The organism is Flavobacterium sp. (assembly GCF_965262375.1).
Classification (GTDB): Bacteria; Bacteroidota; Bacteroidia; order Flavobacteriales; family Flavobacteriaceae; genus Flavobacterium.
The window spans coordinates 2507567-2532177 of the sequence record NZ_OZ253527.1; the positions used below are offsets into that span (position 1 = coordinate 2507567).

At 32.5% G+C, this 24611-nt stretch carries 19 protein-coding genes; 12 read left to right on the forward strand and 7 right to left on the reverse strand.

Annotated features, from left to right (window positions below; genetic code table 11):
* Window positions 1–85 precede the first annotated feature (85 nt).
* The 5 genes from ACQY29_RS11515 to ACQY29_RS11535 all read left to right on the forward strand — a co-directional run bounded on the left by ACQY29_RS11515 (window position 86) and on the right by ACQY29_RS11535 (window position 4237).
* Window positions 86–466 carry a sugar 3,4-ketoisomerase gene (locus tag ACQY29_RS11515; protein WP_428225324.1) on the forward strand — a complete coding sequence of 127 codons (381 nt, stop codon included), beginning with the start codon at window positions 86–88 and terminating at the stop codon, window positions 464–466.
* A complete protein-coding gene (locus ACQY29_RS11520) occupies window positions 435–1553 on the forward strand; it encodes a DegT/DnrJ/EryC1/StrS family aminotransferase (RefSeq protein WP_428225325.1) in 1119 nt (372 codons plus the stop codon). The genes ACQY29_RS11515 and ACQY29_RS11520 overlap by 32 nt, the downstream gene beginning before the upstream one ends.
* Window positions 1554–1796: 243 nt before the next feature.
* Window positions 1797–2951, forward strand: coding sequence for a M14 family metallopeptidase (locus ACQY29_RS11525; protein ID WP_428225326.1), 1155 nt, complete (start codon window positions 1797–1799; stop codon window positions 2949–2951).
* A 55-nt stretch (window positions 2952–3006) separates the two neighbouring features.
* A complete protein-coding gene (locus tag ACQY29_RS11530) occupies window positions 3007–3486 on the forward strand; it encodes an Lrp/AsnC family transcriptional regulator (RefSeq protein WP_428225327.1) in 480 nt (159 codons plus the stop codon).
* A gap of 184 nt (window positions 3487–3670) precedes the next feature.
* Window positions 3671–4237 carry a hypothetical protein gene (locus ACQY29_RS11535; protein WP_428225328.1) on the forward strand — a complete coding sequence of 189 codons (567 nt, stop codon included), beginning with the start codon at window positions 3671–3673 and terminating at the stop codon, window positions 4235–4237.
* A gap of 293 nt (window positions 4238–4530) precedes the next feature.
* On the opposite strand, the gene ACQY29_RS11540 is transcribed toward ACQY29_RS11535, so the two are convergent.
* The 6 genes from ACQY29_RS11540 to ACQY29_RS11565 form a co-directional block, all read right to left on the reverse strand.
* Window positions 4531–5493 carry a Fic family protein gene (locus tag ACQY29_RS11540; protein WP_428225329.1) on the reverse strand — a complete coding sequence of 321 codons (963 nt, stop codon included), beginning with the start codon at window positions 5491–5493 and terminating at the stop codon, window positions 4531–4533.
* Between the two features lie 36 nt (window positions 5494–5529).
* Window positions 5530–6930 carry a tRNA uridine-5-carboxymethylaminomethyl(34) synthesis GTPase MnmE gene (mnmE, locus tag ACQY29_RS11545; RefSeq protein ID WP_428225330.1) on the reverse strand — a complete coding sequence of 467 codons (1401 nt, stop codon included), beginning with the start codon at window positions 6928–6930 and terminating at the stop codon, window positions 5530–5532.
* Window positions 6931–7198: 268 nt separating this feature from the next.
* Window positions 7199–8110 (reverse strand): AAA family ATPase, encoded by a 912-nt coding sequence (locus tag ACQY29_RS11550; protein ID WP_428225331.1) that lies wholly within the window; start codon window positions 8108–8110, stop codon window positions 7199–7201.
* Window positions 8111–8207: 97 nt separating this feature from the next.
* Window positions 8208–9413 (reverse strand): hypothetical protein, encoded by a 1206-nt coding sequence (locus ACQY29_RS11555; RefSeq protein ID WP_428225332.1) that lies wholly within the window; start codon window positions 9411–9413, stop codon window positions 8208–8210.
* Window positions 9406–10725 (reverse strand): class I SAM-dependent methyltransferase, encoded by a 1320-nt coding sequence (locus tag ACQY29_RS11560; RefSeq protein WP_428225333.1) that lies wholly within the window; start codon window positions 10723–10725, stop codon window positions 9406–9408. The genes ACQY29_RS11555 and ACQY29_RS11560 overlap by 8 nt, the downstream gene beginning before the upstream one ends.
* A gap of 49 nt (window positions 10726–10774) precedes the next feature.
* Window positions 10775–11797, reverse strand: coding sequence for an RNA ligase (locus ACQY29_RS11565; RefSeq protein ID WP_428225334.1), 1023 nt, complete (start codon window positions 11795–11797; stop codon window positions 10775–10777).
* A gap of 92 nt (window positions 11798–11889) precedes the next feature.
* On the opposite strand from ACQY29_RS11565, the gene ACQY29_RS11570 reads away from it, so the two are divergent.
* The 4 genes from ACQY29_RS11570 (at window position 11890) to ACQY29_RS11585 (ending at window position 17446) form a co-directional block, all read left to right on the forward strand.
* Window positions 11890–12498 carry an HD domain-containing protein gene (locus tag ACQY29_RS11570; RefSeq protein ID WP_428225335.1) on the forward strand — a complete coding sequence of 203 codons (609 nt, stop codon included), beginning with the start codon at window positions 11890–11892 and terminating at the stop codon, window positions 12496–12498.
* A gap of 166 nt (window positions 12499–12664) precedes the next feature.
* Window positions 12665–13684, forward strand: a complete 1020-nt coding sequence (locus ACQY29_RS11575) for a helix-turn-helix transcriptional regulator (RefSeq protein WP_428225336.1) — start codon at window positions 12665–12667, stop codon at window positions 13682–13684.
* A 95-nt stretch (window positions 13685–13779) separates the two neighbouring features.
* Entirely contained in the window at window positions 13780–15864 is a 2085-nt protein-coding gene (locus ACQY29_RS11580) for a hypothetical protein (RefSeq protein ID WP_428225337.1), read from the forward strand.
* A 100-nt stretch (window positions 15865–15964) separates the two neighbouring features.
* Complete coding sequence (locus tag ACQY29_RS11585; RefSeq protein ID WP_428225338.1) at window positions 15965–17446, forward strand: hypothetical protein; 1482 nt, start codon at window positions 15965–15967, stop codon at window positions 17444–17446.
* A 57-nt stretch (window positions 17447–17503) separates the two neighbouring features.
* Here the strand turns inward: ACQY29_RS11585 and ACQY29_RS11590 are convergent, their stop codons facing one another.
* Window positions 17504–18928: an L-serine ammonia-lyase gene (locus ACQY29_RS11590; RefSeq protein ID WP_428225339.1), complete on the reverse strand. Its 1425-nt coding sequence runs from the start codon at window positions 18926–18928 to the stop codon at window positions 17504–17506.
* A gap of 125 nt (window positions 18929–19053) precedes the next feature.
* Here ACQY29_RS11590 and ACQY29_RS11595 point away from each other — a divergent pair, with 125 nt between their 5' ends.
* The 3 genes from ACQY29_RS11595 (at window position 19054) to uvrA (ending at window position 24482) form a co-directional block, all read left to right on the forward strand.
* A complete protein-coding gene (locus ACQY29_RS11595; RefSeq protein WP_428225340.1) occupies window positions 19054–20982 on the forward strand; it encodes an LTA synthase family protein in 1929 nt (642 codons plus the stop codon).
* Between the two features lie 13 nt (window positions 20983–20995).
* The gene (locus ACQY29_RS11600) at window positions 20996–21583 is read left to right on the forward strand and encodes a fused DSP-PTPase phosphatase/NAD kinase-like protein (RefSeq protein ID WP_428225341.1); all 588 of its coding nucleotides are present in this window, start codon (window positions 20996–20998) and stop codon (window positions 21581–21583) included.
* 91 nt (window positions 21584–21674) lie between these two features.
* Window positions 21675–24482, forward strand: a complete 2808-nt coding sequence (uvrA, locus tag ACQY29_RS11605; protein ID WP_428225342.1) for an excinuclease ABC subunit UvrA — start codon at window positions 21675–21677, stop codon at window positions 24480–24482.
* The last annotated feature ends 129 nt before the right edge of the window (window positions 24483–24611 follow it).

Here is a 24611-nt window from a genome sequence, read left to right on the forward strand (position 1 = left end):
GTAAAGTATATATTTGTATAAGTGTATTTATTTAATCTGGTTTCAGAAATTATTCACAAAAAAACCGAACAAATTTGTTTGAAATATGCCCCAGTTTTTACAATTACAATCTTTTCATGAATCCAAAGGATCATTAACTGTTTTAGAAGATAATATACCCTTTGCTATAAAAAGAGTATTTTATATATACAATGTAGATTATGCCGTTCGTGGTAACCATCGTCATCATAAAACAATACAAGCCGCAATATGCATTAAGGGATCATGCAGGATATCAAATGATAACGGTAATAGTGTTGAACATTTTTTATTAGATCATCCTGAAAAATGTTTGATACTCTATCCTGAAGATTACCACTGGATGTATGATTTCTCTGAGGACGCAATTTTACTCGTACTAGCTTCTGAATTATATGACCCTAAAGACTATATATATGAACCCTACAGAGCCATGGATTCCTTATGAGAATTTGAACCTTTTAAACAAGTCTTTTGAAGAAGAATTCAAACAAAAATTTGATTCTTTTTTAGCAAAAGGTTGGTATGTTTTGGGTGAAGAAGTAACAAATTTTGAAACAAATTTTGCAAAGTTTTGTGGTGCAAAATATTGTTTAGGTGTTGCTAATGGTCTCGATGCATTAATTTTAGGTTTGAAAGCCTTTGATTTCCCTGAGGGTTCTGAAGTTTTAGTACCTTCAAATACATATATTGCAACTATTTTAGCAATCATCAATGCAGGGCATAAACCAATTTTAATAGAACCCAATATGGATGACTATACGATTGATCCAGATTTACTTATAAAGGCTATAACACCCAAAACAAAAGCTATTATGGTTGTTCATTTGTATGGATTAATAGCTCAAATGGATAAGATTGTATCGATTGCTAAGCAATATAATCTTGAAATTATTGAAGATTGTGCTCAAGCTCATGGTGCTCAGCTAAATGGCGTTAAAGTGGGTACTTTTGGAAAAATTGGTGCTTTTAGTTTTTATCCCACAAAGAATTTAGGGGCATTAGGCGATGCAGGGGCAATTACAACATCTGACGAAGCACTTTATTTAAAATTGAAAGCGCTACGTAATTACGGATCTGAAAAAAAATATTTTAACAAATATGTTGGTTTGAATTCAAGATTAGACGAATTGCAAGCCGCTTTTCTGAATATAAAACTCAATCATTTGGATGATTTCACAAATCATAAGATTCGATTAGCTCAATATTATAATGACCATTTAACTAATAAGGTTATAAAGCCAAAGTTTTACGATAATGGTCAACATGTATATCACATTTACAATATCAGAACTAATTACAGAGATGAATTAAAACATTTCTTATTTGAAAATGGTATACATACAGAAATTCACTACCCTGTTTCACCCAATCAACAAAAAGGGTATTCTTTATATTTCAAGGATATAGAATGTCCCATAAGCGAAGAGATTCATAACACTACATTAAGTTTGCCTATTTCTTTTGCAAATTCTTTAAATGATGTTAAACAAGTAACGGAAATGATTAATCAGTTTTTTTTAAACGCTTTATAAATATTATAAAATGATTATTAAAATAAAAACTTGAAAAATTGTGAGTCATTCAATCATTTCTAAAACCACACCGTTTTTTAGCTCTCTATTGAGAAAAAAAGGTTTTTTACTTATGTTAATATCTTAGAAAAAGCAATATTTTTTCACAGTATACAACATTATAAAATTTGAACAATTATGTAGAAAGAATTCTAATTTTAGAGCATATAGAATTATCTTGATTAACTTTGTAAAAAGTTTCTGATGGATTTTATTACTACTTTCAATACTTATAAAGAAAAAAGCATTTCAGGCAGATACATTACTAATAAGCATATTGAACCCATATTACAGCGTTTAAACTTCAATTTTAAAGTTGAAACAATAGGATATTCAGTGTTAAACAAACCCATAAAAAGTGTTCGTTTTGGCACGGGAAACCTTAAAATATTCATGTGGTCACAAATGCATGGTAATGAGTCTACAACAACAAAAGCTTTGTTTGATTTGTTCAATTTCTTGCAATCAAATGATAATGAAGCTAAAGCTATATTAGAAAACTATACTTTTTTAGTACTCCCAATTCTTAATCCTGATGGTGCGGAGTCTTATACACGTGTCAACGCAAATTCAATCGATTTAAATCGTGATTCCGTTGATTTAACCCAACCTGAAGCACAAATTTTACGAAAAGCATTCGAAGATTTTAAACCTGATTTTTGTTTTAATCTTCATGATCAAAGAACCATATTTGGAGCTGGTGCAACAGGAAAACCTGCAACAGTATCTTTTTTGGCTCCTTCCTATAACGAACAACGAGAATTTAATGATTGCCGTTTAAATGCAGTTGCCATTATTAACGAAATGAATAAGGTTTTACAGCAATTTATACCTAACCAAGTGGGGTGTTTTGATGATGCCTTTAATCTGAATTGTATAGGTGATTATTTTCAATCACGTGGAGTTCCTACAATCTTATTTGAAGCGGGACATTTTCCAAAAGATTATGAACGCGAAGCCACTCGAAAATATATTTTCATTGCCATTTTAAGTGCTTTGAAATGCATTTTTAAAAGAAAATACACTGAAAACGATTTGCAGGAATATTTGAATATTCCGCAAAATAAAACTGTTTTTTACGACTTTATTTATAAAAATGTCACTATATACAAGGAATCGTTAGAAATAATCACTAACTTTGCAGCACAATACAAGGAGGTTTTAAAAGATGAAAAAATTTTCTTACAAGCTGAGATTATTGAAATAGGTCAACTTAAAGATAAATTTGGTCATGTTGAATACGACTGTGAGCAAGGCCTTTTCAAAGATGATGAAGGAAACACACCAAAACTGGGTAAAAATGCTAATTTTTCTATAAAAATTAACAATTTATTTACAAATGGCGTAAAGATTAATTGATAATTTTAGCATGAATTTAATATAAATAAGAATACACAAACACAAATATAAATATATGAGTAAGTTTCGTTTAGATGAAGTGGACCATCAAATTCTTGATATGTTGATTGATAATACAAGAATACCGTTTACAGATATCGCTAAAAAACTTTTAATTTCTGCAGGTACTGTGCATGTACGTGTAAAAAAACTTGAAGACGCAGGAATCATTCAAGGTTCTTCGTTAACATTGGACTATGAAAAATTGGGTTATTCTTTCATAGCTTATGTTGGAGTTTTCTTAAATAATACATCACAAACTAAATTTGTTTTGGAAAGAATCAATGAAATCCCTTTTGTTACCGTGGCACATGTAACAACAGGAAAATTCAATATTTTTTGCAAAATTAGAGCAAGAGATACAAAACATGCTAAAGATGTTATTTATATGATAGATGATATTGATGGGGTGTATAGAACAGAAACCATGATTTCACTTGAAGAAAGCATTAATGACAAAAAGCGTTTGATGCATACAATTTTTAGAGAAATGTAAAAAAAAAGACCTCATTGAGGTCTTTTTTTTTTACATAAAAGTATATTTTATTAGGTTTTATAGAAATTCCTAATAACATTAAACTTGTTTTTTTTAATTGGATAAATGGTTAAATTTATTTTGTACTTAAAAGTAACTACTTATTTCAAAAATAAGTATATTGTGATATCCTAAAACTGATATCATGAAAAAAATAATTTTACTTTTTGCCCTAGCCTCTTTAAATTTTGTACATGGTCAAAAGAAAAAAAGTAATGCACCAGTATCTAATATGGTACTAGCTAAATCAGCTTCTGCAACTGTAGCTTACAATAAAAAGAAAGATCTATTTTTAGTTATTCAAAAAGACAGTATGTTACTAACTAAAAATAAAATAGATTTTAATCCAACAAATGTAAAAATCACCGAATTTAAAGTTAAAACAAATACTTTTTATAATGTTTCTTGGAATGCAATAGAAAAAAAAGAAACACCTGAGCGAAAAGAAATTGCTTCAATAATTGAAAATCAAATTTGGAATCCTGTTGGAAAATCACTTCTGATAGGTAATACTCAAAAAATTGTAGACATTACCGAAATACAATTTCTTGACCGTTTAAAAACAGCCTCTCAAACCGTTATTAAAAAGCGCACAGAAGGTTATGCATTTACATTGTTGAACACAGGTGAATTTACTTTGAGCAATAAAACTAGTGTTCAAAAATATGCATTTAATGAAAAGACACTAAAATATGAATTGGTTAAAAAGTAAAAGAGCAATTAGTTTTTTTATTTTTTAAACCCAATAAATAGACAAAACTAAATTTAAACGAATCTCAATATAGATTTTAAAAATTATATTCTCATAGTATTCTAAAAAAAAATGTACGGTTAATTATTGCTGTACATTTTTTTTGAATGCTGTGCTTTTTTGTAAATATCTAGATATTTAACTACTTTCCTATACAGAAATTTAAAAGTGTTTATTTATAAGGGTTAATAAGTTTTTAGTTTTAAAAACGTAGCAAAATAATAAAATTTAAAGCAAAATAAAGTAAACTAAAATCAAGAATTGTAGCTATAAGTTGTTAGTCTTTTATCTCCTGATTTAATTAAAATATCATTTTCAAAACCCCATTTCAAGTCTCTGCTGGCTGTAGCTTCACTTATTTCTTTAAAGTGTATTAGATAATCTTTTCTACTAAAGGAATTTGATTTTATGATTTCTTTAAAGAGGTTAATTCGGTCTACGGCTGTTAAGTTATTATTTTGCGTTTTAAGGAGGTTTTCTAATGCTTGTAGTATTATGTTTAGCATGAACTCAATAAACGGTGTAGAGCTTCCTATTTTATCTGATTTGGATAAGACAGCATAATATTCCGCTTGATTATCTTTTATTAAGGCTTCAACTGGTAAATATTCAAAAACGGGATATTGTTGCATTAGCAATAAGGTTTGCCACAATCTTCCCATTCTTCCATTACCATCAATAAATGGATGTATAAATTCAAATTCATAATGAAATACACAACTTTTAATTAAAATCAAGTCAGCATCTTTGTTGAGGTATTCAAACAAATCCTTCATTAGTCCATTTACCATATTTCCACTTGGGGCTATATGTTCTACTTTAGTACCTTTTACAATCCCAACATTGGTTGTCCTTAATTTACCTTCTTGTTCAATCAAGCCTTGCATCAATATTTGATGGGCTCTTTCTAAGTCTTTTAATTTTAAAGGATTAAATGAATTGAGTTGGTCGTACACTTTAATAGCATTTTGCACTTCCAAAATGTCTTTTTGAGGTGCTAGTACTCTTTTATTTTCTAGTAAAGCAGTTATTTGTTCTTCTGTAAGTGTATTGCCCTCTATTTCTAAAGAAGACTGAATAGTTTTAATACGATTCTTTTTCCTTAATTCTGTAGCAGGTTTATATAAATGGGTTGCATTAATTTCTCCAATTCGTTCTGATATGGTAGTAATTAACTTTAATATTTCGGATGTAATTTGATATGGTGGTTTATACATGATAGTATCATTTGATAGTATCAAAGATATAAATAATTACTTCCCGATACAAAAATTCGCAAAGATATTCCCTAACAATTCATCATTAGTTACTTCCCCCGTAATTTCTCCAAAATAATATAAAGCTTGACGGATATCTATCGCCATCAAGTCAGAAGACAAACCTTGTTGCATACCCCATTGTACTTTTTGGATTTCCTCTAAAGCCTTTAGCAACGAATCATAATGACGCGTGTTCGTAATAATGGTTTCGTTGTTACGCAATGCGCCAGTATTTACAAATGACAGTAATGTGTTTTTTAATTCGTCTATACCAATATTCTGTTTTGCAGAGATTAAAATTTGTTTCAAATTTAAAGTTTCAAGTTTAAGGTTTAAAGTTGAAATTTCTTCTAACGCTAAAACATCTTTTTTATTTATTAATACGATTAACGGTTTTTGAGGGTATTTGTTTTTAATTTGTTCAATCTCAAGGATAAGTTGAGAACTTGAATCTTTAAACTTCGAACCGTCGAACAAGTAAATTACGACTTGTGCTTGTTCAATTTTCTCAAAAGTTTTTTGAATACCAATGCTTTCTACTACATCTTTAGTTTCACGAATACCCGCCGTATCAATGAATCGGAAACCCATACCGTTGATGACTAATTCATCTTCTATGGTATCACGGGTGGTTCCTGCAATATCAGAGACAATGGCACGTTCTTCGTTTAGTAAAGCATTTAATAAGGTGGATTTTCCTACGTTAGGCTCTCCTACTATCGCTACAGGAATTCCGTTTTTAATCACATTTCCTACCGCAAATGAGTCAATCAATCGTTTTAGTACAAATTCAATACGATTGAGCAAGTCGATAAACTGACTTCTATCGGCAAATTCAACATCTTCTTCGGCAAAGTCTAATTCGAGTTCGATTAAGGAAGCAAAGTTTAAAAGCTCCTCACGTAGTTTAGCCAATTCGTTACTGAAACCGCCACGCATTTGTTGCATGGCAATTTGATGAGAAGCTTCATTATCAGAGGCAATTAGGTCGGCTACAGCTTCCGCTTGTGATAAGTCCATTTTACCATTCAAAAAGGAGCGTAAGGTGAACTCCCCAGCTTGCGCAATGCGACAGCCTTTACGAAGTAGTAATTGGATGATTTGTTGCTGAATAAAAGTAGAACCATGACAGGAAATCTCAATGGTATCCTCACCTGTGTAGGAGTTAGGTCCTTTAAAAAGGGAAACCAATACTTGATCTAAAATCTTGCCACCATCAACTATATGTCCCAAATGTAGTGTATGCGATTTTTGTTTGGTCAAATCTTTATTACGGATTGACTTAAACACTTGGTTAGCGATTGTTATAGCTTCATTTCCAGAAATTCTGATAACAGCAATAGCACCAGCACCTGAGGGTGTTGCTAAAGCTACAATAGTATCTTTTGGGATCATAATAATATTCAATAGTTTGCAAAGATAATAAACCAAGTTGTAAGTGACGAATTTGGATGTATAGATTCACAAAGGATAATTCTTTTTTTGTTTTAATACCATTCTAACTTTAAAATTAGCAACATTCAATTGTCCTATGAAAAACATTATTTGTAGTGCAATAACATAATTTTGAAGATTGCCTCCTTGAGGGGACTATAGCGTTGTAAAAGAATTGTTCTTTTTTAAAGAAAATTCTAAGTTAAAAGGATATAATTATCAATATTTATCAAAAATCCCCATAAAAAACCTGAAAACAAGGCAAATGCAATTCTTTTCTCCACGTATCTACGACCTGGTTACGGTCATCCAATACAAATTCGATAAAGTAATTAGCAACTATATGTCCTTTGTAAATTTCTTTTTTGATAATCGAATCTTTACGGCTGTCTTTGGTTTTTCGCATTAGCAATGCATCAAATGGAACTTGGTGTTTGACTAAGAAACGTAACGTTGGCTCTTCGAACTTATCTTCTCTACCAGAAACTAACAAAATTTTGTATCCTAAGTGGTGGTAATTTTTCAATATATTCGCCACGGGGACATTTAGTAAATCTTCATCACATTTGCTTGCATCAAACGGATTTCTTCCATTCATTAAGGCTAATGTTCCGTCCAAATCGCAAATAATCGCTTTAGGCAATGCTTCATTTTGTTCGATAAGCACATTATCCAAACGCTCTCTTTTTCGGGTGGAAAAATCGAAACTTGATTTTAAATGTTGCAATTCTTTATAGTACTTCTCAATAACTTTTTCTGGAATAAATCGCCCTGTTTCTACAAATCGCTTCTGACATCTTTGCTTTAACTCTTCTAATGCTACATCAAACACTTTAAAACTAATATTTGCCTTTTCGATGTACTTTTTGATATATCCATTTATATATTCTGCACGGCAATGTGTAGCATCTACTAACACGTTTGACCCACGATCCAACAAGGCGTCTATAGTGCCTTCGACCATTACGGTGATTTTTGATTCGTCTTCTGGAGACAAATTGGTAGAACTAAAATGCATCATTCTAAAATCGTCTCGGCTCACACGCATCCAGTTAGGCTCTGTTCGTAACCAATATTCAGCAAAGGTTGTTTTTCCTGCTCCAGTAGCGCCAATTAATATCTTTATTTCGGGTGTTTTCATTTCTTTTCTTAATTTCTTTTACAAAGGTTTGAAAGAATGTGCGCAATTATCTTGCGTCATTAATACCTGTTAGGTTTTAAAAACCTAACAGGTATAATCATAACCTCATATCCAACTTATTTTCATCGGTTTCGCCTAAAATTCGGTCCAAAACTAAATTTTTCAGTTTGTAATTTTCAGAATGGATTTCGTGATAAGGAATTTGTACCAATTTCCAATTGAGCATCCAATCATTTATAGAGCATTTCAATTTAGAATCGATTTTACGTTTACCTAAATTTCGCTTGAAATTTCCCATAAAATCAACTCCGTAAATCATCGTTAAATAGTTATTGTTTCTAACTTTAAAAGCAGGTGGAATACCATCCATAAAACTTTGCATTGGTTTAATCATAATTCCTTCTTCCATTTGACTAGAATGATTTTCAAACCACTGATATACTTTATTTATATTTTCATTTCTAGTAGCTTCCGCTGAAAAATCGAGTACCAACATTTCGTCGTCATTCAGTAAACGGAAAGTAGTATTATCATTGGGCAACACTTCTGTCCCATCTGAAAAAACTTTCTTTAAGATATTAAATGGTTTGAATTCTAATGTTCCTTCGTTTCCAAAATGCTCAATTTGTGCACGATAATCGGTTAAACCCTTTTCATAAATTGTAAAATCCTTTACTATAAATTGCGCTATGGCATCATATTGACGAATAATATGACTGGCGTACTTCTGCTTAAAATCGGTATTCGAAAGTTCATTTTTGTCATTCTGGTATTCCTGATATGCTGGCGATTGTTTTACCTTTTCAATTTTTGCATACAAATCGGATTGTTGTAAGTGGTCAAAATGCGTTTGATGTGCTTCTAAATAACCTTTGAAATCATTTTCCACTAATCCTTTTCCCAAAGCATTCCAAGGCATTAGCTCACTTTGAATTATGACTAATTCCAAATTTTCGTTTTCCCAATCGAACTTATTATGCAGTGGTTGTAACTTTTCCGTTACCAACTCTTTATCGAGTGACCCAATTTTATAACCATTACGGCTAACGAGATAACTTTCCTCTAAATTTTTAGTTAAATAAATATCACAATAGGAACCCATATATTTCTTTTGGAATACGAGTTGGGTGATTCCTTTTTGGATATAATATTCGATTCCTTTAGCGATGCTTTCAATTTCATTGCGTTCCAACGATTTGGGTGCTGGTGAAATCGTTGGGGAAAAAGCGTTGATTTTGAATTCACAAAACTTGTCAATTCTATATTTTATTTTGGTTACTTCTTCTATGGGTAAATTAATCATACTGTTCTTTTTTTGTGAGGATACAAACTTGCGTAGGCGATACATTATCTAGTGAATCTCCAATTTGGTCAAATTTCAATTCTAATAAATCATTTTGGAACTGATTCATAAATTGGAGAAATTCATTTGCGGTCATTTCAAAATTGTGGTCGTCGTGTCGCTTACTTTCTTCATCCTCAAAATAATATTTGTTAAAGTCTTTATTTGGCGTAGTTATAATGATTTGGTTAAAGTTATACTTTAACAACTTTTCAATTAATACTTTCGCTTCTTCTTCCAAATTATGTTCAATTACCTCAGTCAATAAAATATCTAATTTTTGTCCTTTATACGACGTATCAAAAGCTTCCAACGAATTGAAAAAACGTAAATTATCGACATTTAATTTTTGTTGTACTTGTTCACTTAACGCTTCAAATTTTGAATCTTCGTCAATCGCATAATAAGGTTTTTCATACCCCATTTTTACTAATTTTCTAAAATAGATAAACTCTCCACAACCTACGTCTAGAATTTCATTATCTAAACTAAGTTTATCAGCAATATAATTCACCCTTTCTTGATGGTTGAAACCATAACTGAATTTGGCTACAATTCCTTGCTGTGCGAAATAGTCCTCTAATTTAGGTTTCAACATTTCAAACTGTTTAGGCGATTTGATGGCTTTTTTAATAAACAGATAGAAAACAAAATAAGGAACATCCTCAAGGTTTGTTAACAATCGAGTGTATTTTTCGGCAAAACTATCATCAATAAAAGTGAATGGACCGTAATTATTAGTGATATGCACAAAAACCGAAATTAGATTGAGCAAGTTCACGGCTTCAAAAACCGTTTTACCTTCAATTGTTAAATGGTAATTTCGTCCAACTTTGTGCTGCACACTAACATTAGGGAAATAGCGAGAAAGTAAAAAATCGTTTCCTTTTACCCAACTAGAGTTAATATAGAAAGATAATACTTCAATCGTACAAGACTGATTATCTAGTTCTTGATAGCTTTTATCTAACCATTTCATTGAACTAGCTAAATATTCCGTCCGAGGTTTTAATAAAGTACCCAAAAAGTCATTGCTGATGTGTAATACCACTAACGGACTCACATAACTTTGAAAATCGATAGCATTACTATCTTCAGGCAAATAACTGTATTTACTATCTTGGAATGTGATTTCGTATGCATTAGGTGAAACACAATTACCTATGACTACACCATTTTTTAAATTTTTGGCATACAACCCAAAATCGGTATTGGGGTTTTTATGTAGAATATCCAATAAATATGGATTTTCAGATTTTATTTTTAGTATCATTTGTATTTATTTTAAACCTAACAGGTTTAGAAAACCTGTCAGGTGTACCTTAATTGTCAATATTAGAATTCGTAAATGGCTTTTCAAATTTAGGTTTAATTTTTCGCCAAATGGTTTTAGCATACTCCCTTCCGTCCAACATATTGAACAAAACATCTTTATGTGGATGAGCTAGAAAATAAAAAGCAGTCTCTTTTCTGGTTTCTAACACTTTATAATAATTCTTACAATCTTCTTCAATCGCTTGAAATTGCCTTTTTAAATTGGATTCCACTTTTTTAACCCATTCAAAAAATTTATCGGGTACATTTTCTAGTAAAAGCTGTAAAGAAGACTCACCTGATAAACCTTCCCAAATATCAACGGTTGAGAATTGGGTTAGAATTCGGTGTAAACGAACATATTCTTCAAATTTTATTTTCACTCTATATCCATTTTCAAAACGAATGACAAAACCTTCGTGGTTATCCCATTGTTGCTGTGTTAATTCCTCTATTTTAGAAAAATTAGTATACTCTTTCACTAAAGGAAAGCCAATATCTACAAGCGGCAATTCGATTCCTGTTTTGGTTTCTACTATTCCGATAAGCACTAATTTTTCCTCGTTTCCATAATCGACTACTACCCTATTTTCTGGATAAATAATTTCGAATAAATAGGTGTAATCTGGATTCAAATTAGGAATTACATCAACATATTTTTGATATAATAATTCGTTGGCTTTATCCGATTGTTCGCTCGAAAACGAACCCCGACTCGCTATAAAAGATTTACCATCTAACCAATATAAAATGCCTAATGAACCGTCTAATTTATCAAAAACTTGAAAAGAAGTCGGTGGCAATTCTTGTGCTTCAGGCTCACCTAAATTAAAAAACTTAGGAAAAGGTCTGGCTATGATTTCATTTTTATCATTTAAAATCAACCCTCTACACGCCAGGGTTACATCGTTCCAAACTCTTTCATATTGAGCAATCTGGGTGTAATTATAGATATACAATTCGGCGTTAGGGTGTTTATTTACCTTAATGTAGTCTTGTGCAATCATTTGATGTAAAAGCTGTAAATCCATTTTTTAATTTCTTTGATACAAATATTCAAAACACACTACGTAATTATTTTGCGTAGTAAAAAAATATTTCTAATTTTGGTAAAATCACTCTAATGAATATCCAAGACTTATTTATAGAAACCCTTTCTACACTTGGCTTTAGCCAAACAGAAATCAATATAAAATGGGAATTACTACATAAGAATTATTCCCAAAAAAATCGCTACTATCATAATTGGAAGCATATTGAAGCGATGATAAAAAGTTGGATGGAATACAAAAATCAATTAGAAAATCCCGTTGAAACACTACTCGCTATTTATTATCACGATGTCATTTATGTAAGTACCAGAAAAGATAATGAGTTAAAAAGTGCCGAATTAGCTTGCAAAGAATTAAAAGAGGCTCAAGGAATTGATTTGGATGCAATTTACAATCTTATTCTATGTACACAAACGCACAACGCCTCAACCAACGATGAAAAATGGTTGGTGGATTTTGATTTGCAAATCCTAGGCAGAAGTTGGGATATTTATGAGATGTATTATAAACAGATTAGAAAAGAATACCGCATTTATCCCAATTTTATGTACAATCCAGGACGTAAAAAAGCTTTACTACATTTCTTAGATAAAGAAGTTATCTATCAAACAGATACCTTCCGAACACAATATGAGAAACAAGCAAGGCAAAATATTGAAAGAGAAATTGAATTGCTTTGAAAATTGTTGTAATTACCGAACACTTAATACTGTAATCTGACCACTGAATACTGACCACTGAATACTGACCACTGAATACTGACCACTGAATACTGACCACTGAATACTGACCACTGAATACTGACCACTGAAAAACTGATTACTAAAAAACTGAACACTAAAAAAAATGGCTCAAAATAAAAACGCGCTTATCCGATACAAAACCATTGATAAATGTTTACAGAACAAATATCGCACCTGGACACTTGATGATTTAATTGAAGCTTGTTCTGATGCGTTGTATGAATATGAAGGCAAAGAAACAAATGTTAGTAAACGCACTGTCCAATTAGATATTCAAATGATGCGGAGTGAAAAATTAGGCTATAATGCGCCTATCGAAGTATATGACAAGAAATATTATCGCTATGCTGATGAAGATTTTAGTATAACCGATATTCCGTTGACGGAAACAGACATCAATGTGTTGACGGAAACAGTGTCGATGTTGAAACAATTTAAAGATTTTTCTTTATTCAATGATGTTTCAGATATATTACAGCGATTAGAGGATAAAATTTATGCCGAAAAAACACATACACAACCCATCATCCATTTAGATAAAAATGAAAACCTAAAAGGCTTACATTTTTTGGATGAAATTTATCAAGCCATTGTGAAAAAAGTAGTTTTAGTCATCACCTATAAATCCTTTAAATCAAGAGAGGCACAAACATTTACTTTTCATCCTTTCATTTTAAAGGAATTCAATAATCGATGGTTTGTTGTGGGGAAGAAAAAAGGAAGTCAACCGATTTCAAACTTAGCGTTGGATAGAATTATTACAATTGATTACGATTTTAGTATTCCGTTTTTAGATTATTCATTTAATGCTGATGCTTATTACCAAAACGTTGTGGGAGTAACTGTAAATGAAGGCATGCAAGCTCGTGTCATTCAACTGTGGGTAGATGCCTATAATGCGCCCTATGTTATAACTAAACCGATTCACTCTACTCAACGTCTACTCCAGCAAAATGAAGATGGTAGTATCGTCATTAATTTATTTCTAAAAGAAAATTTTGAATTAGAACGCATAATCCTTGGATTTGGTGCCAGTATGGAAGTCTTGAAACCTGAACGATTACGCAAACGTATGCAATATATATTTGAAAACGGTTTTAATAGATACAAACAAGAAATTTAAAATTTAACAAAAGGTACGGTAAAACCGTAATCACTTCAATTTGATTTTCAATATTTTAGATACACAAACAATAAACTTAAAAATTTATCTAAAACATGAAAACAATTGAAAACTTAGAATTAGAAGAAAAAACTACAAACACAAATCAATTTCAATTTAGAACCCCTGCGAATATTCAGGATTTCACTGACAATTCTTTAAAACAACAGGCAATGAATAATGCTTGGAGTTCTAATCTTGATGGGTTTACACAACAAGGGATGTTAAATAATCCTTGGAATTCAACAAATACTCCAGCTACAACGAATTATTATAATCCAATCGATAATAATCCTCAAAGTGAAACTGCTAGTATTAAATGGTCTGCGTTCCCTGGAAGATTAGCCTTTAATTTCCCAAATGCCACACAGGCTCAATTAAACGAAATGGCTGATACAGGAAATATAACAGGACAAATAACAAATGCTCCTTGTAGCACTTCTGGACAGCCAGTTGCTTATTTCCCATACGGTCCAAGAGGATGGCAAGATGAATATTGTGAATGGGCCGTTACTAAAAATGCAGCGGGAAAAATAACCCGTATTGATTTTACATGTGAAAATCCTGAATATTGGAATACCCTATGGTCTATAGATCCTAACAAAGTTCTTGAATTGTATCAAAACATTTTAAACAAACCTCAAATTACTTTACAAGATTTAAGTTTACCAGGTGTGGTTAATCCTATTACGAATCAACCTATTTACAACCCCTTAAATAAATGGAATTCTGGTACTGTATCTGATAGTAGTCTTGGAGGTGCTATTCACTTAACAAGTACACCTAATACATTACAAACAGAAATTGGTTTAGCTACTACTTCAGGAATCCAGAGATTTAACCCACCTACTCCACCTTATTCAGATAACACGATGTGGCCTTCTTCGCAGTATAACGATTTAATCTGTGTGGGTGTTTTTGGTCAACGTTTTAGAAACAGTGATCCTAATATTGGAGGAAATGTTAATAATTTTGTTACTGGTGCCAATATGGTTACTTTAGCTGATCCTCCTGGATTATACATCCAAATGCCTGATTTTTCAAATTATGCAACTCCTGATGGAACAGATGCTTCCAGTTTTTGGACTATTGTAAGAGGTTCACAAACTTTAAACGATCAATTTGGCAACCCATTACCTGGTAATTTTATTTTGCACGCAGTATACGAAGTGCCCGAGGACAAAGGATACACCGTTAGCGATATTACCATTTCTGGAAAAACTATAGATTGGGCATCACAAATTGCATCAACGTTTAAAATGCAAATTGTAGCATCGGCCTACGCAGGGACTAAGCCGCAAGGGTATCCTCCAGTAGGCGATACGACACCAGAAAACACCTTTGCACAACCTTTACAAATTTTCTATCAGGACTATTTTGAAGCAATGTATAACACTTTAGTTCCTAACCCCGTTAATAATCCTATTTCGCTTTTAAGTAATAGCACCTATGTTCCACTGGCTGTAAATGTAGGTACTACTAAGGCTCAAATGGTCATTATAGCAGGTACTTGTACAGCAAAAGAAAATATGCCAGCTACTTTTCCTACCATTACTTTTAGCGATCCTGCTATTACGGCCACAGTTACAGCAGTTAAAGAAAATATCAACTATGCTGTACCAGGTAATAGTCAGCCTAGTACAAGTACAGCCATTTATATTTCAGTTACTGTTGGGCAAAATGCCAGTATAGGACAAAAAGGGGTTTATGTAACAAATGTTGGACAATCCCCAAGTGTACCCATGCCAGCCTTATTTTTAGTTACTCCAGTTACAATTCAGGCAGACATCGCTTGGCAAAATACAGGCATCTTTCTGAATGCAACAAATACAGCCCTAATTACTTATACATCTGGATTATGGACTGCAAACCCTAATGAAAATAACGGACAACTGTATAATGCCTACGGTAACCCCACTTTTATAGCTGCTAAAAACGGGTATACCCTACCCGGCCAAAATGAGGGGGCTTTGATTGGAAAAATTGGAGAAACCATTTTTTTAATAGGTATGGGAACTACAACTCCTCCAAATTTAACTGGTGAAATTCAGCTTTGTATTAATGATGATTTAAACGGAATGTATGGAGCTGGATTAACAGATAATTTAGGTTCTATTGAAGTTACCATACAAGTAAAATAATTTCTTATCAAATGCTTAAAGAGCTCTATTGAATTATTCAAGAAAACTCTTTGAGCATTTTCTTTTTAAATCATTTAAAAAAAATTAGAAAAAAGTTCAAATGGAAAAATATAAAAACAGAATACTTTGGCTACTTTTCGGGTTATCATTTGTTTGGTTATCACTTACAACTTTAAAAATTGATAATACTAATTATATAAAAATTTCAAAAGGAAATAATACGTGCAATTGTTATTCCTCGTCATCTCTGTATAATATTGTTATCAATTTCAACAATCAAGTACCTGGAGATTTAGCCACTTTTGGCAATCAATCGCAAGCGGATTGTTTTGCATGGCAGGAATTTATTTCTTTAAATTGGCCAACAGATGGTAGCACTAATTTTGGACAACCTGGTGATTATGATCCAGTAGCATGGGAAACTTATATGCCAAAAGAGGTTTTATTTCAAGCTGGTGGAGTAAAACCACCTGCATGGGGTACTTTAGTTTCACCCGCCTTTGCTTCAAAATTTAAAACACAAAGACTCATTTTCAATACTAAAAAAACAAAACTATTAACGTTTAGTGCTAAGTTTGCCGATACGGATACCATTAACAGTATGAGTCCAAGCCAAGCAGCACCTTTTAATGCTCCAAATTGGTTAGGTGCACAAAACAAAACAAATGTATGGTATGAGATTATGCTTAATCAAGATTATTATAATTTTGTTGTTACTAATGGTTATTATAATGCTATAAACCAACACAATTCTGTAAAAAATGGAATCCCTATTAATTTCCCAAAAGGAGTATATAATGGCAGTGTTGGAGCAATTGAGTTGAAAGCAGCATGGATGGAAGTTACTGATTTGCAATCGCCTAAATGGAATAGATACAAACTTTCAAAAGCAGTAGTTATGGATGCATTAACAGGGCAGTTACGAAACACTACTGTTGCACTTGTAGGACTGCATATTTTGCACAAAACAACCAATCAGCCTACTTGGGTTTGGGCAACTTTTGAACACATTGATAACGTTCCCAATACCACTTCTGAAACTCCACCTCCTTATGGCTATAATTTTTATAACCCTAATTGTACTCCACAACAAGTTAGTTTGAAAAATGGCACAAATGTCAGTGTAACTTGTACTGCAAATACTTCACCTCCATATTATTTAACCGATGCAAATCCAGTACCCATTCAAATTACAAGAGTAAATAGTATTGATACAGAAGATGCTGCTCCAATAAATAGTAAAATGCAAAATAGCATTAAAGGATTTTATCCTAACTCGGTTTTTCAATATTATCAATTGGTAGATGTTATATGGTCACAAATTGTACAACCAGATCCAACAACTCCCATACAAGCCCCTAGAGCATTGAACCCTTCTTCTATGCAAAGTGGAAAAACTATAGTTGCAAATTCGACTATGGAAAGTTATGTACAAAACACAAATACTTGTACTAGTTGCCATGTGTATAGTACCATTGCTCCTTACCCTAAGGACAGTATAAATAACAACATCTTTGGCGATTTTAGTTTTGCAATTTCTGGAGCAACTTATCCAACATTAAATTTGAAAAGGAAAAAATAATCTCCTCAATTTTTAAAAAAACTCTCTCATAGCAATTCTATGAAAGAGTTTTTTAATTTAACAATCCGCCATATTGACCGCAACCGCTAAACCACCTTCAGAAGTCTCTTTATATTTATTATTCATATCTTTAGCCGTTTCCCACATAGTATTTACTACCTTGTCTAAAGGCACTTTTGCATTTTTCGGATCGGTTTCTAAAGCAAGTTCCGCAGCATTAATTGCTTTAATAGCTCCCATGGTATTTCTTTCAATACAAGGAATTTGAACTAAACCACCTATAGGATCACAAGTTAGTCCTAAATGGTGTTCCATAGCAATTTCCGCAGCAACTAAAACTTGTTCTGGACTCCCTCCCATCACTTCGCATAAGGCTCCAGCCGCCATGGCTGAAGAAACACCAATTTCAGCTTGACATCCACCCATTGCAGCAGAAATTGTTGCTCCTTTTTTGAAAATAGAACCAATTTCACCGGCTACCATTAAAAATTGCTTGATCTGATTTTCATCAGCTTGATGGTTCTCAATAACCATATAATACATCAATACAGCTGGAATAACTCCTGAACTACCATTAGTGGGTGCTGTAACCACTCGCCCTAAAGAAGCATTAACTTCATTTACTGCCAATGCAAAACAAGACACCCATTTTAAAATTTGTCTGAATTTAACTTCAGTTTTTCTAATAGTTTCTAACCATTCTTGGGGGGAATTATAGTTGGCCAAACCAATTAAGTTTTGATGCATATCAAAAGCTCTTCTTCTAACATTCAATCCTCCTGGCAATATTCCTTCTGTATGACAACCAATGTACATACACTCTAACATGGTATTCCAAACACGTAAAAGTTCGTTATGAATTTCTGTTTCTGTACGTATTGATTTTTCATTATCATATACAACTTCAGAAATCTTACGATTTTGACTTTGGCAATAATTCAGTAATTCAGTTGCAAAATTTATAGGATATGGAAACGCCTTTTTGGTAGCTTCATTAGCTTTTGCAGTAGTACGTTCTTCTTTTACAACAAATCCACCACCTATAGAATAAAATGTGGATTCATATGAGTTATCCTCAAAAAAAGCAGTAAATGTTAATCCATTGGCATGAAATGGAAGAAAATTTTTATTAAAAATAATTTCAGATTCCGGATTAAAATCAACAGCTATAGTATTCGCTAACAACAATTGATTATCCTTTTTAATTTTTTTAATAATCCCGTCAATATCCTGTACAGGAATATATTCAGGATCTTGACCACTTAATCCAAGCATAACTGCCAGGTCAGTAGCATGACCTACACCTGTTAAAGAAAGTGAGCCATAAAGATCCACTTTTACTTTTACTATTTTTTCAAGAATGTTCTCACTTCTCAATTCATTTAAAAATCTTTCAGCGGCGCGCCAAGGCCCTAAAGTGTGTGAACTAGAAGGTCCTACACCAATTTTTAACATATCAAATACTGAAATACATTCTTCCATAAAACTCTTAATTTAGTTTTACAAAGATACGTTTCAAAAGCTAACAAAAAAGTTATATTTTTTTAAAATACCATTAAGAATAGGATATTAAGCCTTACTTTTGCAAGCATATTTTGATATAGATTATGACTAAATTAATTCGTTTTCAAGAATATAAAGCTTTAGCTTACAGGTTATTTTTGGCCTATCTTTTTTATTCTTTAGCACGTTTATTTTTTTTTATTTACAATTACAAATTATTAAAAGTTCAGTCGATCAGTGAATATTTAGCCCTAAATTATCACGGTTTAGTTTTTGATACTTCTGCTATTTTATACATCAATATATTTTTTATACTCTTTTCGATTATACCTTTTGGTATTAATACTAAAAAAGGGTATCAAACTTTTTTAAAAACAATTTATTTTACGTTTAACTTTATAGGTTTTGCGGTCAATTTTATTGATTTTATTTATTACAAATTCACTTATAGTAGATCGACAAGTGCTGTTATGGATATCATTAATAATGAGAGTAATGCAAGTAGCTTATTCATCCGTTTTATTAGTACCTATTGGCATGTTTATCTGCTGTTTTTTTTAAGTTTTATTATTTGGTTTTTTCTATATAATAAAGTAAAAGTTACTGAACAGAAAAACGATCGACTAATCCCTTATTTTAGTTATTCGTTGGTTTATTTTATCCTGTTTGGTATATTGGTTGTAGCAGGTTTGCGTGGTGGTGATTTAAAGAAAAGTACTAGACCTGTAAATAATGTAGATGCCAGCCGTCACGTTCGGTTACCGCAACATGCTGATATAGTGTTGAACACTACGTTTTCTATAATCCGAACTTGGAATACAAATAGTTTTAAAAAAATTTACTTAGTAAGCCAACACGATATACAAACTTACATTAAACCTATTAAACAATACCATAACAATCCATTAACCAAGCCAAACATCGTGCTAATTATTACTGAGAGTTTAGGACGTGAATATTGCGGGGCATTTAACAAGGATTATAAAATAGAAAATTACAAAAGTTACACTCCTTTCCTAGATGAATTAGCTCAGAATAGTTTAATTTTTACAAATGCTTACGCAAATGGATGCAAATCCATCCACGGAATGTCATCTGTTTTAGCCGGCATACCATCCTTTCAAGACGCTTTTACATCATCACCCTACCCTAATCAAAAAATACAGTCATTAGTTTCTACTTTAAAAGAATTAGATTACGATACCTCTTTTTTTCATGGCGCTGCTAATGGCTCGATGGGTTTTTTAGGCTTTGGAAACATCCTTGGTTTTGACCATTATTATGGTAGAACTGAGTTTAATGATGATAGTGAATATGATGGTTCATGGGGTATTTGGGATGAGCCGTTTATGCAATTTATGCGTAAAGAACTTAACCAAAAACAAAAACCATTTTTCAGTACTATTTTCACAGTTTCCTCACACGAACCTTTTATTCCTCCTGCAAAATACAGCAATACTTTTCCAAAAGGAAATGTGCCCATGCATCAAGTTGTAGGCTATACTGATTTTGCATTTCGTAAATTTTTTGAAACTGCAAAAAAAGAACCTTGGTTTAAAAACACCATTTTTATCATCACTGCTGATCATTGCAACCAGGTTTATTATCCTTTTTACAACCAAGTAATTAATCGTCAAGCTGTACCTATCTTATTTTACAAACCCGATGGCAGCTTAAAGGGTGTGAATGCTGATTTTGCACAACAAATTGATATTTACCCTACTATTTTAGATATGATTGGATATCAAAAACCATTTAGAAGTTGGGGAAGAAGTCTTTTGTCTGAAAAAGACATTAAACCATTTGCTTTTAATTTTAACGGAAACCAATACCAATTTATGCAAGGAAATTATATTTGTACTTTTGACGGAAATAACATTACAGGTATATTTGCCAAAAACGATTATAGTCTTGAGAAAAATTTATTGGGAAAATTACCTGAAAATGAAATTAAAGGACATATGATTAGTGCTAAAGCTTTTCTTCAAGATTATATGCAACGCATCATGGATAGAAAAATGTATGTTAATTAATAAAAATATATAGATGAAAATTTTTAAAAAAATTATAGTAACAATTGTTTTTATTGCTGCTTTTTTAGGCGGAAAACAATATTATGATTTACATGTAAATCATAATTTCAAAGTCATTTCTGAAGGAAAAGTTTATAAAAGTGGCGTACTCCCACCTGATGAAATAAAAGAATATGTCAATAAGTACCATATTAAATCCATTGTAGATTTACGATTTCCAGGCACAACAGACTTGGTAAACAACCCTGAAATTCCTGCAGAATTAATTGCTGAACAAAAAGCAGCAGCAAAAATTCCTGGACTTCATTATTTCAACAACGGATCTGATCAAGTTCCAACACAAGCAAGTTTAGATTCTTTCTTTAAAATAATGGACAACCCTGCAAATTATCCCGTATTAATCCATTGCTATCATGGTGTAGGTAGAGCTGAAATGTATTCTGCAATTTACAGAATCGAATACGAAGGCTGGGATAAAGACAAAGCTAGAAAAGCCTCCCGTTTATTCATTCCTTTTTCTTCTTTTGATTTAGGAAAACCCAAAGGAGATTTTTTACATAACTATGTTACAAGAAAAGAAAAACAAAAAGGACTTAAATAGTCCTTTTTTTGTTTTAAATAGGTATTCCTAATACGGCAAATACCTTTTCCGCATCAAAATCCTTATCTTTGTACAAATTGACTTTTGCAAAATGATTCAAGATATTCAAACCCTTGACCCTAAAAAAAACATTATCATTAAAGGGGCTCAACTTCATAACTTAAAAAATTTAGATGTAGCTATCCCTAGAAATCAATTGGTCGTAATTACAGGTCTTTCAGGTTCTGGAAAATCAAGTTTAGCTTTTGATACGCTATATGCCGAGGGACAACGTCGCTATGTAGAGAGTTTATCAAGCTATGCACGTCAGTTTTTAGGTCGATTAGACAAACCCAAAGTGGATTATATCAAAGGGATTGCACCCGCTGTAGCGATAGAACAAAAAGTCAATACAACTAATGCGCGCTCTACCGTGGGGACTTCAACTGAAATTTATGATTATCTAAAATTATTATATGCTCGAATTGGTAAAACTTTTTCTCCCATTTCAGGACTAGAAGTAAAAAAACATACCGTGACGGATGTTATTCAACATGTGGAGCAACTTGAAGAAGGAAGCAAATATTTATTAATTGCTCCAATTCATTTAGAAGAAGGTCGTGCCTTAGAAAACAAACTGAATGTTTTGCTACAACAAGGTTTTAGCCGGGTATTAGTTAACCATGAGACCCTTCGTTTGGATGCATTTGCCTCATCTCCAGAAGTCACGAAACAACATCAATTTGACCATAAAGACATTCAACTCATCATTGACCGTTTGGTCATTCGTCACGAAGAAGATTTTTACAATCGACTAGCTGATGCGGTACAAACGGCTTTTTACGAAGGACAAGGTATTTGTCACTTACAAGCTTTTGATACAGATACCAAAATCACATTCAGTTCAAATTTTGAACTCGATAATGTTAGCTTCTTAGAACCCAACATCCATTTGTTTAGTTTTAATAATCCTTATGGTGCTTGTCCGCAATGTGAAGGTTATGGTAACATCATTGGCATCGATGAAGATTTAGTAATTCCCAACACTGCTTTATCAGTTTATGAAAATTGTATTGCCCCATGGAAGGGAGAAAGCATGAGTTGGTATAGAGACCAATTGGTTAATAATTCACATAAATTCGATTTTCCAATTCATAAACCGTTTTTTCAATTATCGGAAGCACAAAAACAATTGATTTGGACTGGAAACTCCTATTTTGAAGGCTTACATGGATTTTTTAAAGAATTAGAAGAAAAAAATTACAAAATACAAAATCGTGTTTTGCTTTCGCGTTATCGTGGAAAAACAAAATGCCCAGTTTGCAAAGGAAAACGTCTTCGCCCAGAAGCAAGCTATGTAAAAGTAGGAAACAAAACCTTACCCGAATTAGTTGATTTACCTATCCGAAAGTTGATTCCTTTTTTCAAAGACTTAGAATTATCTGATTATGATGCTAAAGTTGCTAAACGCCTTTTGATTGAAATCAATAATCGCTTAGCCTTTTTAGACAATGTAGGCTTAGATTATTTAACACTCAATCGAAATTCAGCCACCTTATCAGGAGGCGAATCGCAACGTATCAATTTAGCTACTTCCTTAGGAAGTAGTTTGGTGGGTTCTATGTATATTTTAGACGAACCTAGCATTGGGTTGCATCCTAAAGACACTGAAAAACTTATCAAAGTACTTGAATCTTTGCGCAATTTAGGGAATACCGTGATTGTGGTGGAACATGATGAAGACATCATGAAAGCCGCCGACATGATTATTGATATTGGTCCTGAAGCAGGAACATTTGGAGGTGAATTGGTCGCGCAAGGTACTTATGAAGAGATTTTACAATCAGATTCATTAACCTCGCAATATTTAAATGGCAATTTAGCAATAGAGGTTCCTAAAAAAAGACGCAAATTCAAACATCATCTCGACATTATAGGCGCCAGAGAAAACAACCTACAGAATATAGATGTTACGATTCCTCTAGATGTTTTGACTGTAATTACGGGAGTTTCAGGCTCAGGGAAAAGTACATTAGTCAAAAAAATTGCATATCCAGCCCTTCAAAAACAGCTAGAAGGTGTAAGTGAAAAAGCAGGACAATTTACCGAATTATCAGGAAGTTATGCACATATCAAGCATATTGAATATGTAGACCAAAACCCTATAGGACGCAGTTCGCGTTCTAATCCAGTGACCTATATTAAAGCCTACGACGACATCCGCGATTTATTTGCCAAAGAAAAATTATCGAAACATCGTGGTTACCAACCCAAACATTTTTCATTTAATGTCGATGGTGGGCGTTGTGAAACTTGTAAAGGAGAAGGAACCATTAATGTAGAAATGGTTTTCATGGCCGATGTTTCGCTTCCGTGTGAAACTTGTAATGGCAAGCGATTTAAAAAAGAAGTCCTGGAAATTCAATTTGAAAACAAAAACATAGACGATATTTTATGCATGACTATAGACGATGCATTGACGTTCTTTAAAACGTATAATCAAGCTAAAATTGTGCAAAAACTACAACCTTTACAAGATGTTGGACTGGGTTATGTACAATTGGGACAATCGTCTTCAACCTTATCAGGAGGGGAAGCACAGCGTATCAAGTTAGCTTCTTTTTTAGTCAAAGGAGCTACTAAAGACAAAGCATTGTTCATTTTTGACGAACCTACTACAGGTTTGCATTTTCACGATATTAAAAAACTACTAAAATCTTTTGATGCTTTACTCGAAAAAGGACATTCTATTTTGGTTATTGAACATAATCTAGACTTAATTAAATGTGCCGATTACATTATTGATTTAGGTCCTGAAGGTGGTGAAAATGGCGGTCAACTGCTCGCTTTTGGCACACCAGAGGAAATTATCAAGAACAAAAAATCAATTACAGGAAAATATTTAGCCGAAAAACTATAGTTTGGCATACAATTTGCAACCTATATTTTAGAATTTCATTCATAAATTAGTGCACAACTAAGTTATAATAAAATTTGGTTAGGTTGGTTTGTTTTTAAAACTCCGCTCCATTGGGCGGAGTTTTTTTGC

Excerpts from the sequence above, each read along its gene's own strand:
- ACQY29_RS11515 (WP_428225324.1), top strand. The coding sequence starts at position 86 with ATGCCCCAGTTTTTACAATTACAATCTTTTCATGAATCCAAAGGATCA.
- ACQY29_RS11520 (WP_428225325.1), top strand. The coding sequence starts at position 435 with ATGAACCCTACAGAGCCATGGATTCCTTATGAGAATTTGAACCTTTTA.
- ACQY29_RS11525 (WP_428225326.1), top strand. The coding sequence starts at position 1,797 with ATGGATTTTATTACTACTTTCAATACTTATAAAGAAAAAAGCATTTCA.
- ACQY29_RS11530 (WP_428225327.1), top strand. The coding sequence starts at position 3,007 with ATGAGTAAGTTTCGTTTAGATGAAGTGGACCATCAAATTCTTGATATG.
- ACQY29_RS11535 (WP_428225328.1), top strand. The coding sequence starts at position 3,671 with ATGAAAAAAATAATTTTACTTTTTGCCCTAGCCTCTTTAAATTTTGTA.
- ACQY29_RS11540 (WP_428225329.1), bottom strand. The coding sequence starts at position 5,493 with ATGTATAAACCACCATATCAAATTACATCCGAAATATTAAAGTTAATT.
- mnmE (WP_428225330.1), bottom strand. The coding sequence starts at position 6,930 with ATGATCCCAAAAGATACTATTGTAGCTTTAGCAACACCCTCAGGTGCT.
- ACQY29_RS11550 (WP_428225331.1), bottom strand. The coding sequence starts at position 8,110 with ATGAAAACACCCGAAATAAAGATATTAATTGGCGCTACTGGAGCAGGA.
- ACQY29_RS11555 (WP_428225332.1), bottom strand. The coding sequence starts at position 9,413 with ATGATTAATTTACCCATAGAAGAAGTAACCAAAATAAAATATAGAATT.
- ACQY29_RS11560 (WP_428225333.1), bottom strand. The coding sequence starts at position 10,725 with ATGATACTAAAAATAAAATCTGAAAATCCATATTTATTGGATATTCTA.
- ACQY29_RS11565 (WP_428225334.1), bottom strand. The coding sequence starts at position 11,797 with ATGGATTTACAGCTTTTACATCAAATGATTGCACAAGACTACATTAAG.
- ACQY29_RS11570 (WP_428225335.1), top strand. The coding sequence starts at position 11,890 with ATGAATATCCAAGACTTATTTATAGAAACCCTTTCTACACTTGGCTTT.
- ACQY29_RS11575 (WP_428225336.1), top strand. The coding sequence starts at position 12,665 with ATGGCTCAAAATAAAAACGCGCTTATCCGATACAAAACCATTGATAAA.
- ACQY29_RS11580 (WP_428225337.1), top strand. The coding sequence starts at position 13,780 with ATGAAAACAATTGAAAACTTAGAATTAGAAGAAAAAACTACAAACACA.
- ACQY29_RS11585 (WP_428225338.1), top strand. The coding sequence starts at position 15,965 with ATGGAAAAATATAAAAACAGAATACTTTGGCTACTTTTCGGGTTATCA.
- ACQY29_RS11590 (WP_428225339.1), bottom strand. The coding sequence starts at position 18,928 with ATGGAAGAATGTATTTCAGTATTTGATATGTTAAAAATTGGTGTAGGA.
- ACQY29_RS11595 (WP_428225340.1), top strand. The coding sequence starts at position 19,054 with ATGACTAAATTAATTCGTTTTCAAGAATATAAAGCTTTAGCTTACAGG.
- ACQY29_RS11600 (WP_428225341.1), top strand. The coding sequence starts at position 20,996 with ATGAAAATTTTTAAAAAAATTATAGTAACAATTGTTTTTATTGCTGCT.
- uvrA (WP_428225342.1), top strand. The coding sequence starts at position 21,675 with ATGATTCAAGATATTCAAACCCTTGACCCTAAAAAAAACATTATCATT.